Here is a 13,082-nt window from a genome sequence, read left to right on the forward strand (position 1 = left end):
AATGGCCCCAACCAGCAGGCACGCGTCATTTAAGCAGCTCGCAGTTGATCATCTTTTTTAGATCACGTGGCGGAATGCCAAAGCGGTTTTTCACATCTCCGGAAAAATGCGATAACGAAGCGTAACCGTGCTTCATCGCAATGGCCGTCAGATTTTGTTCATCCCCCATAATATCGAGGATGGCGCGAATCAGACGCCAGTCACACATTTCAACTTTTGCTGTATTGCCTAACGCTGACTTACTTAAACGGCGGAAATGCGATACGGACAGCCCATAGCGCCCGCCAATTTCACGCAGGGATTTATACTCATCCGAGTGGGTCAGCAAATAATTCACAATCCAGTAGCACTCATTATCGCGAATAAGCTGAACAATATTATCCATCCCCGGGCATTTCTTTACGCTCTGACTAATTAGCCAGTATTCGAATTTTTTCCATGACAGTTGCTGTGGGCGTTTGCAATGACTGAAGCCAAATAGCGTCTCCCGCTTTCTGGTTTTTCCGACCGCGCGGCTTCCGGCATCAATAAAAGCCTGTAACTTCGCCATGGCGATCACATTGACTTCCACGCCGCTGACACTGCCCGCTTTAATCAGCATTTTTTTACTTTTAACCGCAAACATTCCCGCTTCGCCGCCGGTTAAATTAAAACGAATATCTTCATCTTGCTGGTTAATGATTATTTCGCAGCCTTGCTCTGCCCCGGCTTCAAACCAGAATAGACGCGTAGTGCCCGCCGACAGTTCATCACCTGCTGAATAGGTTACCGGAGACAAAAAATCGTCCGCACACATCGCATCTAAGTCCTTTTTATCTGACATCCGCTGAAAGCATTATTGGTAATTCGCCAGGCCATTGGCGACGGCGCAATGCACCCGTTTTCTATTCATTATCCCGGGGCAGGGCAAACCAAGCATGATGAATATTTGATTAAATATCCTTTGGCGCGTTCAATGGTTTTGAGTACAACAGAAATCGATTTTCAGCTGGGCAGGAGGACAGGATAGTGATTTACGGGGAAGTGGATTTATATTAAACGCCCAAAAAGTCGTCACGATATCCCACAGGCGATCGTGACGACAGGTGGTGGCTGGCGGTTATTTCCTGCGCATGCGTACAATTAACAGCAGTATGATGATGGCGACAATCACACCCGCAGCGATCAGATAATTGATATAACGCACAATAAACGGCGCCTCACCACCGTTGCGCAGCGTGGTCACCTGTTCGGCGCTAATATTCTGATCAATACCGGCAAAGTGGCGGCGGACATACTGGGTTACCGCTGCAATTTGGGCATCATTTAACTGCTGGCCAAAAGCTGGCATGCCGACATCACTGTCACTCCCTTTACGATGAATACCGTCGACAATGGTCATCACCAGATTCTGCGCCGTCGCAGCCGAAACCGCGCTATTGTGAGTCAGCGATGGATAGAAATTATCGCGCGTTCCCTGGCCTTCAAGCCCGTGACAGCTGGCGCAGGCGCCATTATACAGCTCCGCGCCATGGGTGGAGTGGCTGTCCGCCAGCGATGCCTGATCGCCCTGCCCGCTAACCACCTGGTTAATATCAACCGCGGGTGGAGCCGCTGACCGGCTTGCCTGCGGTGTATTAATGGCAGGGATATGCTTCATCCACGCCGCGATGGCATTCAGATCGTCATCACCCAGATAGCGGAAACTGTGCTCCACCGCCTCAGCCATCGGGCCAGCAGCCTGTGCTTTGCCTGCCAGATGGCCGGTCTTCAGATAAGCGGCGATATCGCCCTGGCTCCAGTCGCCAATACCGCTATTATCGGGGGTGATATTGGGGGCATACCAGCCACCCAACGGGCTACCGGACAGATAGCGGCTGCTGTCTTCCGCCATCATCAGATTGCGTGGCGTATGGCAGGTGCTGCAATGCGCGAGGACATCGACCAGATATTTACCGCGATTAAGTTGTTCGCTTAACTCAGCCTGTCTGGCGAACGGCTTATCATTGCGGTAAAGCAGATTCCAGCCCCACATAATCTGGCGAATATTAAACGGGAAACTTAACTCGGTACGGGCGGACGGTGCGCTCTCAACCGGTTTTACGCCATGCATAAAATAGCTATACAAGGCATGCACATCCTGATCGGTCATCCCCTGATATGCGGTATAAGGCATCGCCGGGTAGAGATTACTGCCATCCGCAGCGACGCCTTTGCGCAGTGCATCAGCAAACTGCTGCTCACTGTAATTCCCGATGCCATACTGCTTTGACGGCGTAATATTGCTGGCGATAATGCGTCCCATCGGCGAATCGATGGCATATCCGCCGGCGAAAGGGGCGCCATCTTCGCTGGTCTGGCGGTGACAGGCGCCGCAATCTGCAGCGACCGCCAGATATTCACCACGCTTGATTAACGCCTGCTGATCAGCGCTTTCGGCAGCAGCGGCGCCCCATCCGGCCAGCAGTAGTGTAGTGAGCAGAATGTTGTGCGAGATCTTCATGGTTAAATCTCCCGATCAATAATTTCTGCTGCACGAATACTGAGCGTAACACCCGTCAGGGTTGGATTGATCACGCCGGATGCCGGGATAACACCGGTAGTGGCGAGGAACAGGTTGCTGTGATCCCAGCTGCGGCACTCGTGATTCACTACAGAGTCCTGCGCCTTATCACCCATAATCACCGTTCCCATTAAATGGTCGCGGTTTTGCCAGCCAGTGTTATCTTCGATAACCGTGCCGCCCATCAGGCTGACAAACTTTTTATAGTCGGCATCAACCACCAGTTTGGCGGCTTTCACATAATCATCGACTTCGTAATTCACCGTCAGCATCGGAATACCCAGCGCATCTTTGCGCGTGGTGCTGGGACGCACGGTATTGCTGGCATGGGGCAGGATTTCAAATACCGTGGAGATATCCACCCAGCGCGCGGCCTGGTGGCGCAGTTGTTTATCCAGCTCACTGCCCAGTACACCCTTAGCAATCAGACGCTGAGCGATGGTCATATTGGGAACGTTATTGGAAATTGCATGCTTTATTGCCGCATGACGCTGACGGAAGCCACCATCGCGATAGTTAAAAATCCCGCCCTGCTGCACCGCGCCCCGACCTGGCCAGACCGGTTCGTCAGCAATAAATTGCAGTCCCATCCCGGTGTGATCCATCAGGTTGCGACCTACCTGATCGGAACTGTTGGCCACATCAGAAATCAGCAACAGCTTAGGCGTCTCCAGACCGTGGGCCGCCACAATAAAATACTTCGCTGTCAGGCGCTGATCTTCGCCTTTTGAACTGCGGATATGGACGGCAACAATCTTATTGTCCGCCCCTTTTTCCAGTTTCCATGCAGTGGCATCGGTCATCAACCGGGCGCCCGCATCCTCGGCGTGCTGGGCATGTTTATCACCGCTATACATCGATCCAATCGGACAGACCGGCATGCAGTTATTATTGCCGCTACAGGCCGGACGACCATCATAGGGTCGGGTGGCGCGGGCATTAGGCTCATGGATAAAGTTATAACCAGCCGGGCTGATACGGCTTTTCAGGCGCTGAAACAGATAGGTTTCGCCCTCTGGCTCCATCGGATAGGGCTGCGAACGCGGTGGAAAAGCGCTGCCGCCCTGGCCGCTCTGATCATCGGTATCACTACCGCAGACTCCCAGCGCTGCTTCCGCTTTGACGTACCAGGGTTCCAGCTCGCTGTACTCTATTGGCCAGTCACGGCCGACGCCATACAGCGATTTCAGTTTCATATCGTTCGGCAGATAACGCCAGCAGGCTGATGCCCAGTGCCAGGTGGTGCCGCCCACCAGTTTTAACATGCCTGGGCGGAATTCAAACGACCCGGTATTTTCAATATATTGTTCGTCGTAAGAGTGATGCGCCCAGGGCTGATTGGGATAAGGCGAATTATAATTGGCTTTTTTGGACGAATTACGGAAGTTCTCAACAATTTTCCAGCGCGGTATTTTCTCTCCCGCCTCCAGAATAATCACCGATTTCCCTTTACGGGCAAGAGTGGTGGCGGCATTGCTGCCCAGCGCACCTGAACCGATCACAATAACATCGGCATCATATTGTTTGCTCATGGCGTTGCTCACATAAGAATAAAATAATTAATCGTTTTTTATTGTGGCTGGCGGCTGCGTCCAGTAATTAGTGTGTCCGCGTGAATAAGTGGGAATAACCGTGGCATCAATAGTCGGGGCATACATCAGCGCATCGGTATAAGTCACAAAACGGGTATTATCGACAGCGCGCATGGATACCGGCGTACCGGTAAAACCGAGATACCAGGCTGATACGATTTTCTTAATCGCTTCACTGGCCAGACGGTTTTGCATAATGGGATGATTATTTAACTGATCAACATCGGTGATACTGGCGCGCTGCAGCGCATCGGTCAGCGCATGCATTTTTACTATAAAATCAGCATCCTCCGCTGCCAGACAGTGAAGCGCGCGTGCCGATACCACCTGACTGAGCGCAGCGCGACGAGTTAACAATTTTGACAGGGTGCTGAACACGTTCAGGTCAGAATTGGCTGCGGGAAGGGATGCCCATGACAGCGTCGGCGTCAGGGCGGCGAATCCACACATTGCGGCGCCTGAAATAAGGACCTGCCTGCGAGTTATCATATAGACCTGTTGGACTGAAACAATAAAAGGTGATTTATCTCACATTGTTTATAAAGTTCTGTAAAGAATATTTAACTTTTAAAATGTTGCAAAGAGTAAGGATATTTCCCGATAAGTTAATAAATGAAAAGATAATTTAATTAATAACCGCAACTAACAACCGTTTTTTTCGCCGCGCTGTTTAGCATCGGCAATAACGGTAATTATCATGATTAATAATGGACGGGATGAGGTAAAAGTGGTCAGACAGGCAGGAAATAACAACGTAATTTAGCAACTGAACAGATTAGCGCGGGCGGCGAAAAAAATTAAACCGCTTACAGGAGTAATAGTGATAAACGGCATAGCAGAACAGACCCACTATGCCCGATAATTGCATCATCCGGGTGCATACTGCCCGCTGTCGGCGCAGCTACGCCGACATCCAGGGATCGCGCCGCCGCTGATGCTCCAGCCAGATGGCATAAACTTCATCCCATAGCGCCGCTGGCGTTCCCGCCCGGCCAAGGCCAAAACCGTGACCGCCCTGAGTAATGGTCACCAGTTCGACTGGCACGCCAGCTCTGCGGCAAGTCTCTTTCATGATCATCGCATTATGCGGATTTGCCGTATGATCGTCCTCCGCATGCGCCATAAACAGCGGCGGAAAGGCTTTGGTGACATAGTTCTGCACTGACCAGCTGGCTTCGGCTGCCACACTGGCCTTATGCCCGACCAGCTCGAGGTGCGTGACAGTCTGATTGTAGGGCGCTTCCAGCGTAATCACCGGATAGATCAACCCGACGCTATCAACGCCCGGCACGATATCATCCAGCTCATCCTGCGGCGCATACGAGGCGAAATCGGGCCGCGCCGCGGCCATGCCAAACAGATGGCCACCGGCAGAAAAGCCCAGCAAGTGAACCTGTTTTTCCATCGCCCGCACCATGCGAATCGCGCGCTGCGCATCCTGCAACGCCACCATTTTACCGTCATGCCAGCCTTCACCGGGCAGGCGATAGCTAAGCACATAGGCAGTAAAACCGTGATGATTCAGCCAGCGCGCCACCGGCCAGGCTTCACGCGCCATGCCAATCCAGCGATAGCCGCCACCGGCCGCGATCAGTACCGCTGCGCCGTTGGGATTTTCCGGTTTAAAGCGTTGAATGGTTGGGCTGACAATATTAAACCATGAGCCATTCTGGGTAATGCGCATATCCCCGCTCGGTCCACCACCGCCTGGTGGGTCGTCAGGCCATAACGGAATAAGATCTTCTCTGGCAAAAATTTATCCGGTGCTCATAGACAGCAAAGTGGCGCCGGTGGCCAACAAAAACCGACGACGACTAATCATGTTGCATTTCCATCATTCTCTGTAGCGATTACACCAACGAGCAAAACGCCCTGGCCATTACTGAGACAGGAGCAAAGTTATTGTAAGGTGCAAAGAAGGTGCCAGAGTTGATTCCGGCAGTTATCTGACGTTATTGCTCTCAGCGAGCATTTCTGCGCCGGGCACACTTCTGCCAATGGCTGCGCCATTACGGTGTGTTACGGAGAAAGAATGAAAGGATTAACGTCCGCCCTATATCACCATATTTTTGGCAATTTCCATAGACCAAAGCGGAAATAGTTATGTTAATTATACGTGAATAATATAAGTCATTTTTAATGCTGCGCCAGCCCATCTCGCCACGGGCTTTCTTTTTTACAGCAATGGCAGTTCGGTGGTCTGTTTATAACACTGCATCGGAATATCCGTTTTGATACTGGATACGCCGCGAATGCGTGTCAGATGATTGATTTGCAGCTGGCGATAGTCGTCAAGGCTGGCGGTAATCACCCGCAACAGATAATCACAATCGCCCGCCATCAGATGACATTCAACCACTTGCGGTAATTTCATAATTTCCGCGGCAAAATGATCGACGGTTTCTGCATCCTGTTTTGACAACCAGACGCGGGTGAATACCGTGACGTTGCGTTCCACTTTCGCGCCATCGACCAGCGCCACGTAGCCTTTAATCACGCCGCTCTGTTCCAGCTGTTTTACCCGACGTAAACAGGGAGAGGGGGAAAGACCAACCTCGCGCGCCAGATCAATATTCTGCATACGGCCATCGCGCTGTAAGGCATTAAGGATTTTGCGATCAATAATATCTAAGCTCATGGGCGATAAATTCCAGTATATCCATAAATATGGCATTTAAATGCCAATTGTTAACCTTACACTGGCATATTAGCAACCCAATTTCACGTAAAAAAACATATAATGCATCTCCATCAGGAGGTGATATGAGTTTAACAGGGTCGCTCTGGCGTGATGCCAGCAATATAACAATGAAATCAGAGTTTTGGCGAGGTGTACGCGCCAGTTTGCCGATGCTGCTGGGCGTGGTGCCGCTGGCGCTGGTACTGGGCGCCCAGGCGGCAAAGAGAGGGTTTAGCGCCCTTGAGCTACCGCTGATGACCGGACTCAATTTTGCCGGCGGTTCAGAGCTGGCGGCGATTGAACTCTGGACTCACCCCCCGCAGATCCTGGTAATTATGATGGTCACCTTTCTGATTAACAGCCGCCATATTTTGATGGGCGCCGCCATTGAGCCGCATTTGCGCCATCTGCCACCGCATAAAGCTTTCGCCGCGCTGTTTTTTATGACGGATGAGAGCTGGGCGATGGGCATGGCCGATGCCGCGAAACGCCGTCAGCAAGGGCTGAACCGATCGTTTAGCGTGCCTTATTATGCTGGCGTCTCCGCCGCGTTATATATCGTCTGGGTGCTGTTTACCACCTCAGGCGTGCTGCTCGGCCCGCTGATTGGCGATATCAGCCAGTGGGGCTTTGATATGGCGTTTCCGGCGATTTTCCTTGTACTGCTGCGCGGCATGTGGCGCGGATTCCATGCGGCACGCCCGTGGATGGTGAGCCTGCTGATGGCCGCCGCCACCTGGCATCTGTTTCCTGGCGCGTGGTATGTGCCGGTCGGCGCGCTGTCAGGCGTGGTTACCGCCATCCTGTTAGCGGAGAAAAAATATCATGATTAGCGGCATCACTGTATTAACCATTTTTCTGATGGCCAGTGTGACCTGGCTGACACGGGTAATTGGCTATATTGGTTTACGCAACCGTGAACTGGGGCCGCGCGCCCGTGCGGTAATGGATGCGGCGCCGGGTTGTGTACTGATTTCGGTTATTGCGCCCTATTTTGCCACCGATAAACCGGCAGATCTGCTGGCGATTATTATCACGCTGCTGGCCGCCAGCCGCTTCTCACTGCTTCCCACCGTCGTGACTGGCATTACCTCCGCCGCACTGTTGCGTCATCTGCTCTAGGTTGTCGTACTACGGCTACGGCAGGGGATGATTTTCGCGGTACTGACCCGGCGTAATACCATACTGCCGTTTAAAAGCCTTATGGAAGGTTTCATGAGACGGGAAACCATGAGATAAGGCCACCGCGAGGATCGGTCCGGGCTGGGTGCGTAGCATTGTCGCTGCCGCCTGTAACCTTTTCTGCCGGCAATAAGCCGCTAATGGCTGGCCGGTAGTCTCGCGAAAAATACGCTGTACATGCCATTTTGAATAGCCGGACTTCTCTACAAAGTCATCAATTTTCAGACGATTATCGATATTCTCATCAATCCAGACTAGCAAGTCAGACACGATATTATCCCTGAACATTGTGCACTCCGGTTTTTAAAGTATCTGTGAAACCCGGACGATTAATCGCCCAGAGTCATGGAAAGCAGCTGTGATTCGGCATGACAAAACTTTTTCGACCGGTGAACTAACGAGGCCAGCCACACACCGTCAGCGGCGAGTCTGATCACTTCCAGCTGCGCATCGCTGTCTGTTTGCTGATGTTTTTCCAGCCGTTTTGCCAGCCAGCTATCCCACTTCACCGTCAGGTCGACATCCGTCAGCATCGTAAAACTCAGTGCCGCCCAGCCTCGTTCCTGCTGGTTATCGAGAAACGCCACTTTGACATAAGCGCGGGTAAAGCTGCCGTACGGCAGGGGATCTTCAGCGATAAACTGGTCGATATCGCTATCCAGCTGCTGCAGCATGTCATCAAATAACCCTTCGATCAGCGCCTGCTTGCTGGGGAAATGGTGGAAGAATCCCCCTTTAGTAACGCCCGCAGCCTGCGCCACCGCGCTGACGGTAACCGCGCCGACGCCCAGTTCCGTCGCCAGACGCGCTGCGCTTTGCAGCAACTGCTGACGCACCAGTTCGGGCTGTCTTTTACGAACTTGTGGTTTATCACTCATTAGTGGGTCATTATTGCGGAAAAAACATGCGTTATATTACATACCGACCGGTAGGTATGTAAGTTAAGAATTACTGCCAGGGCACATTGTGGCAAAAAAGAGGGGCACAAAAGCTGCGGCCACGATTCAGGCCACAGCGCTTCAATTCAGGCATACATGATAAAACTCGACGGTGGGTAATCGAGTTCGGGAAGATTTTGCGAAGCCACAATCACCAGGCCACGCAAAATCCATTTTGTATAACGTAGCAAAGACATAGCTCCATCCTGTTTAATCATTACTGGTATTGATTGCGCGGCAGACGATCGCCGGCGCAGCATAAAAAACGAGCTGCTTCTGCCAGAGATAAAAAAATCCGCTCCGGACAGGGAAGCGGACAGAAAAACGGTCAAAATCATAAAGAAGGAATTACCTTCATATGGCTTAGTATTTCAGCCGCCATATGAACGTTGCTTAAATTTAGTCGCAAAATGCCGATACGCCAGTACCGGGGCGCAATTTCAGAATTATTTTTAGTACGGATGACTGCTGAGGCAAGGACTGCGTGCTTAATCGGGCGCAGAGAGACACCTGGCTCCCGGGCCAGCAAGAAATACATAATATCCGCTGGCCAGCCAGTCGTCATAACGTCGCTGCTGTGTAACGGTGAGAGGGCGCTCGCTCCAGATCATAATATGTTCCGCTTCTATCCGGCTTAGCTCCGGATCAGCGACCGCGCCGCTCAGCACTTCAACGCGAAAGCCGTCGCCAGCATAACGTATCGCCTCCAGCCACAGATCAAGCGGGTCCTGCAGTTCAAAGGCCATAATCAGCAGTGTTGCCGCCGGTCGTTTGCGTACGCTGTTCAGCAGAAAAGTGGCGTATTCAACCAGTGCGGTATCCAGCAATACCCGCGGCATATCAAGATGGGGCTGTTTACCGACATTCAGCCAGAGTCGCAGCGGGCGCATCACCTTATCAACCAGAATAGCCGGGGGGATTTCACGCCCAAAGCGCCAGATCAGTGCGCGCAGTTTTTGCGGTTTGAAAGATTCACAATGCGCCAGCAGTTGCTGCTGGCAACTACTCCAGCCCGCATTCTGGTTAATCAGTTCACCGTTAAATAACCCCAGCATATCGCTTAACGCCACCCCCTGATGCAGCCACGCAACAATCGTCGCGATACGCGTAATATGGCTGTGATCAAAAAAACGGTGTCCCTTTTCATCGCAATGCGGCTTTAACAATCCATAGCGCTGCCAGCTACGGATATTCGCAGGGGTTACGCCACACTGGTCGGCAAGCACATCAATTGTGAAGTGAGGCATGAGCAGTCCTGAACATGCGGCAATCCGCCACTCGCTATGGGTTTAAAAGCCTGAAGATCCACATTCGCCGGAAAACGCGACGCAGTCCAATGGCACCAGACTTTCACTGTTTTCGAACCTTTGCTAAGAAAGCAGGACAAGATGCGGCAACAATTTTGCGAGACGCAAATAAAAAAGTAAAAACATGCTATTTATCTGCAAAAGTAATACGGATGGGATAATTGCGCACGCATTATTACTGATTACGTGCGGGGGAACACCAGTGAAGCAGGAAACACGCTGGCCGTTGCAGCCAGCGTGTGGGACAGGCGACAATTAATAGTCGTTATCGGCATTGCTCCAGCGAGCCTGATGCGAAGGCAACGTCGCGCCAGTGACCGAGGCTCTGATATAGCCAAGCAGCTTACGGGCATTCCAGTAAAGTAACACCCGTCGGTCGTCCGACTCAGTTTCACCCAGTTGCTGAAGTTTCGCCATTATGGCGTTTTTGCTCAGTATTTGCCGCTCATCGGTAAGCAGAATGGTTGCTTCACCAATCGCGCGCTGAATGCTGCGTAACTCAGTTTCATTATGCAAATCAGTTCCTCCTTACAAATGGATACGGGTCAGTTACTGTCAGAATTACAAGGTGCCGGTACCGCCATCAGAACACCATACCTGACCCGAAGTGTAGCTGCTCTCCGTGGAGGCCAGCGTCACATACAGCGGTGCTATTTCGGCCGGCTGGCCAGGACGGCCCAGTGGCGCCAAACTCTTTCACTTTCTCTTGTGGCTGTCCGCCGCTTGACTGTAGCGGTGTCCAGTACGGGCCAGGCGCTACGGCATTAACCCGAATGCCCTCTTTACCCAGCTGTTTGGCCAGCGATTTAGTGAACGCCACAATGCTGGCTTTGGTCTGCGCATAGTCGAGCAAAATTTCGCTTGGTTTAAACGCCTGCACCGAAGAAGTATTAATAATCGATGCGCCACGCGGCAGATAATCCAGCGCCGCTTTGGTGATCCAGAACAGCGCATAAACATTGGTTTTGAATGTGGCGTCAAAAGATTCGGTAGTGAGATCGCGAATTGATTCGGCGAACTGCTGGCGTCCGGCATTATTTACCAGAATATCGATGCCCCCCAACTGTTCGGCAGCCTGATGCACCAGCTGCTTGCAGAAACTCTCAGAGGTAATATCGCCCGGAATGGCAATCGCTTTACGCCCTTCAGCGCGTATCAGAGCAACCACTTCAGCCGCATCGGGCTCTTCTTCCGGCAGATAGTTAATCGCCACATCAGCGCCCTCACGGGCATAGGCGATCGCCACCGCACGGCCAATACCTGAGTCACCGCCGGTAATCAGCGCTTTTCTGCCCGCCAGACGGCCGGAGCCGCGATAGCTTTTTTCACCGTGATCCGGCAGCGGGATCATCTTGCTGGCAAGGCCGGGTACTGGCTGCGGCTGTTCAACAAAAGGAGGTTTGGGGTAGTCAGTTTCCAGGGATGGATTGGCTACGCCAGAGGATTTTTTATATTGATCGCTCATGCATTTCTCCTTTGGGATTTCTGTCTCAGTGCTAATAAGCGTAGCAGATGTGATCGCTATCACAGGGAGGAAAGGCGGGATTAATCGGGGCAGACAGGATAAAAGGCGCTATTTTTTAACGATCTAGAGCGGGTAAATAGTTTTTAAATCTCCATTTCTGATTATTTCAGCGGCCTGAGTGCATAAAAAAGGTTATGCGCCTTTTGCCGCATAACCCGGATATTTTTAGCCTGCTTTATAACTTACTACCGGCGTCTTTTTTTGACATATTTTCCAGATAACCCATCACAAATGCTGAAAGCACAAAGGTCAGATGGATAATCACGTACCACATCAGTTTATTGTCCGCGATATTTCTGGCGTCCATAAACACCCGCAGTAAATGAATCGAAGAGATCGCCACAATCGACGCGGCAACTTTATTCTTCAGCGAGCTGGAATCCATTTTCCCCAGCCAGCTTAACTTCTCTTTACTCTCATCGATATCCAGCTTTGAGACGAAGTTTTCATAGCCTGACAGCATCACCATCACCAGCAGGCCGCCTACCAGCGTCATATCGATCAACGACAGCAGCACTAACACCAGATCATTTTCTGCAATGCTCAGCACATGCGGTAACAGGTGGAAAACTTCCTGAAAAAACTTGATCGCCAGCGCCAGCAAGCCCAGAGATAAACCGATATAGACCGGCGCCAGCAACCAGCGTGAGGCGTACATAAGATTTTCTGCGAAACGTTCCATTAGCATCCACTTCAAAGTTAAACAGCCGACAGTATAACTGATGCTTTCTGACCTTTTTCAAGACAAACAGCTTGTTAGTCGCGGAAATTTACTTCCCTTTACCCGTGTAGCGGCAGAACTGACAATTTTTGCCGGTTCAACAGCCGTTATCGAGAAAGCGTTGCGGGTGATCGGCTTGTGGCCGCTGCAGGCTGTCGTAGCGACCAAACAGGCGATAACGATTAACGGCTATGCGATCGTAGCAGTAGTTACTCAGTTTAGCTGGCAGCCAGCGCAGCAGCGCAAGGGCGCGCCACGGCCATGGAAGGCAGGCTGTGACGCGGAAAATCGCCGTGGCGCGCAGATAAATCTGCCCCTCGTCAATCAGCACGATGGTCTTCACATTATCCAGCGGTAATCCCGCCCAGTGCAGTAACGCCTGTCCAGCCGGCGACTGCACCGTGGCCAGCCGAATTCGGTGCTGACGATCATGGCGAATCAAAAAATTAGCCCAGCCATTACACAGTTTGCAAAGCCCGTCATAGAGCACCACGCGTTCGGCAGGCGGGCGCTGAGCCTGGCGCTGTAACATCTTCAACTCCTTCGCCGGAATAAGAACCAAGCCTAAAGCATCCCCCGGGTTTCCACCACTGCT

General features: G+C 51.9%; 14 protein-coding genes and 1 pseudogene. 2 read left to right on the plus strand and 13 right to left on the minus strand.

Annotated features, from left to right (window positions below):
* Positions 1-25: 25 nt before the first annotated feature.
* The 6 genes from J2125_RS10225 to J2125_RS10250 all read right to left on the minus strand — a co-directional run bounded on the left by J2125_RS10225 (position 26) and on the right by J2125_RS10250 (position 6,772).
* The gene (locus J2125_RS10225; protein WP_017799622.1) at positions 26-823 is read right to left on the minus strand and encodes a helix-turn-helix domain-containing protein; all 798 of its coding nucleotides are present in this window, start codon (positions 821-823) and stop codon (positions 26-28) included.
* Positions 824-1,099: 276 nt separating this feature from the next.
* Positions 1,100-2,482, minus strand: a complete 1,383-nt coding sequence (locus tag J2125_RS10230; RefSeq protein WP_017799623.1) for a c-type cytochrome — start codon at positions 2,480-2,482, stop codon at positions 1,100-1,102.
* A 2-nt stretch (positions 2,483-2,484) separates the two neighbouring features.
* Positions 2,485-4,074: a GMC family oxidoreductase gene (locus J2125_RS10235; RefSeq protein ID WP_017799624.1), complete on the minus strand. Its 1,590-nt coding sequence runs from the start codon at positions 4,072-4,074 to the stop codon at positions 2,485-2,487.
* 27 nt (positions 4,075-4,101) lie between these two features.
* On the minus strand, positions 4,102-4,623 hold the full coding sequence (locus tag J2125_RS10240) for a sugar dehydrogenase complex small subunit (protein WP_040462263.1): 522 nt from the start codon (positions 4,621-4,623) through the stop codon (positions 4,102-4,104).
* A 412-nt stretch (positions 4,624-5,035) separates the two neighbouring features.
* Positions 5,036-5,890 carry an alpha/beta hydrolase gene (locus tag J2125_RS10245; protein ID WP_338116593.1) on the minus strand — a complete coding sequence of 285 codons (855 nt, stop codon included), beginning with the start codon at positions 5,888-5,890 and terminating at the stop codon, positions 5,036-5,038.
* A gap of 420 nt (positions 5,891-6,310) precedes the next feature.
* Positions 6,311-6,772: an Lrp/AsnC family transcriptional regulator gene (locus tag J2125_RS10250; protein WP_017799627.1), complete on the minus strand. Its 462-nt coding sequence runs from the start codon at positions 6,770-6,772 to the stop codon at positions 6,311-6,313.
* Positions 6,773-6,942: 170 nt separating this feature from the next.
* Here J2125_RS10250 and J2125_RS10255 point away from each other — a divergent pair, with 170 nt between their 5' ends.
* Both J2125_RS10255 and J2125_RS10260 read left to right on the plus strand, forming a co-directional pair.
* Entirely contained in the window at positions 6,943-7,647 is a 705-nt protein-coding gene (locus J2125_RS10255; RefSeq protein ID WP_241763909.1) for an AzlC family ABC transporter permease, read from the plus strand.
* The gene (locus tag J2125_RS10260; RefSeq protein WP_017799629.1) at positions 7,640-7,936 is read left to right on the plus strand and encodes an AzlD family protein; all 297 of its coding nucleotides are present in this window, start codon (positions 7,640-7,642) and stop codon (positions 7,934-7,936) included. Before J2125_RS10255 ends, J2125_RS10260 begins: the two co-directional genes overlap by 8 nt.
* Before the next feature lie 15 nt (positions 7,937-7,951).
* Here J2125_RS10260 and J2125_RS10265 read toward each other — a convergent pair whose 3' ends face one another.
* The 7 genes and pseudogenes from J2125_RS10265 to J2125_RS10295 all read right to left on the minus strand — a co-directional run bounded on the left by J2125_RS10265 (position 7,952) and on the right by J2125_RS10295 (position 13,019).
* Positions 7,952-8,266, minus strand: a complete 315-nt coding sequence (locus J2125_RS10265; protein WP_241763911.1) for a helix-turn-helix domain-containing protein — start codon at positions 8,264-8,266, stop codon at positions 7,952-7,954.
* Positions 8,267-8,325: 59 nt separating this feature from the next.
* Positions 8,326-8,874, minus strand: coding sequence for a TetR/AcrR family transcriptional regulator (locus J2125_RS10270; protein ID WP_017799631.1), 549 nt, complete (start codon positions 8,872-8,874; stop codon positions 8,326-8,328).
* Between the two features lie 548 nt (positions 8,875-9,422).
* Positions 9,423-10,181, minus strand: a complete 759-nt coding sequence (locus tag J2125_RS10275) for a MerR family transcriptional regulator (RefSeq protein ID WP_017799632.1) — start codon at positions 10,179-10,181, stop codon at positions 9,423-9,425.
* A gap of 315 nt (positions 10,182-10,496) precedes the next feature.
* On the minus strand, positions 10,497-10,757 hold the full coding sequence (locus J2125_RS10280) for a hypothetical protein (RefSeq protein ID WP_017799633.1): 261 nt from the start codon (positions 10,755-10,757) through the stop codon (positions 10,497-10,499).
* A 45-nt stretch (positions 10,758-10,802) separates the two neighbouring features.
* Positions 10,803-11,706: pseudogene (locus tag J2125_RS10285) on the minus strand (SDR family oxidoreductase).
* 235 nt (positions 11,707-11,941) lie between these two features.
* Positions 11,942-12,448, minus strand: a complete 507-nt coding sequence (locus J2125_RS10290; protein WP_017799634.1) for a TIGR00645 family protein — start codon at positions 12,446-12,448, stop codon at positions 11,942-11,944.
* Between the two features lie 136 nt (positions 12,449-12,584).
* Positions 12,585-13,019 carry a thiol-disulfide oxidoreductase DCC family protein gene (locus J2125_RS10295; protein ID WP_017799635.1) on the minus strand — a complete coding sequence of 145 codons (435 nt, stop codon included), beginning with the start codon at positions 13,017-13,019 and terminating at the stop codon, positions 12,585-12,587.
* Positions 13,020-13,082: the final 63 nt, after the last annotated feature.

The organism is Winslowiella toletana, from assembly GCF_017875465.1.
Lineage (GTDB): Bacteria > Pseudomonadota > Gammaproteobacteria > Enterobacterales > Enterobacteriaceae > Erwinia > Erwinia toletana.

Coding starts and splice junctions, on each gene's coding strand:
- J2125_RS10235 (WP_017799624.1), bottom strand. CDS start 4,074: ATGAGCAAACAATATGATGCCGATGTTATTGTGATCGGTTCAGGTGCG.
- J2125_RS10225 (WP_017799622.1), bottom strand. CDS start 823: ATGTCAGATAAAAAGGACTTAGATGCGATGTGTGCGGACGATTTTTTG.
- J2125_RS10295 (WP_017799635.1), bottom strand. CDS start 13,019: ATGTTACAGCGCCAGGCTCAGCGCCCGCCTGCCGAACGCGTGGTGCTC.
- J2125_RS10230 (WP_017799623.1), bottom strand. CDS start 2,482: ATGAAGATCTCGCACAACATTCTGCTCACTACACTACTGCTGGCCGGA.
- J2125_RS10250 (WP_017799627.1), bottom strand. CDS start 6,772: ATGAGCTTAGATATTATTGATCGCAAAATCCTTAATGCCTTACAGCGC.
- J2125_RS10290 (WP_017799634.1), bottom strand. CDS start 12,448: ATGGAACGTTTCGCAGAAAATCTTATGTACGCCTCACGCTGGTTGCTG.
- J2125_RS10240 (WP_040462263.1), bottom strand. CDS start 4,623: ATGATAACTCGCAGGCAGGTCCTTATTTCAGGCGCCGCAATGTGTGGA.
- J2125_RS10255 (WP_241763909.1), top strand. CDS start 6,943: ATGAAATCAGAGTTTTGGCGAGGTGTACGCGCCAGTTTGCCGATGCTG.
- J2125_RS10270 (WP_017799631.1), bottom strand. CDS start 8,874: ATGAGTGATAAACCACAAGTTCGTAAAAGACAGCCCGAACTGGTGCGT.
- J2125_RS10275 (WP_017799632.1), bottom strand. CDS start 10,181: ATGCCTCACTTCACAATTGATGTGCTTGCCGACCAGTGTGGCGTAACC.
- J2125_RS10260 (WP_017799629.1), top strand. CDS start 7,640: ATGATTAGCGGCATCACTGTATTAACCATTTTTCTGATGGCCAGTGTG.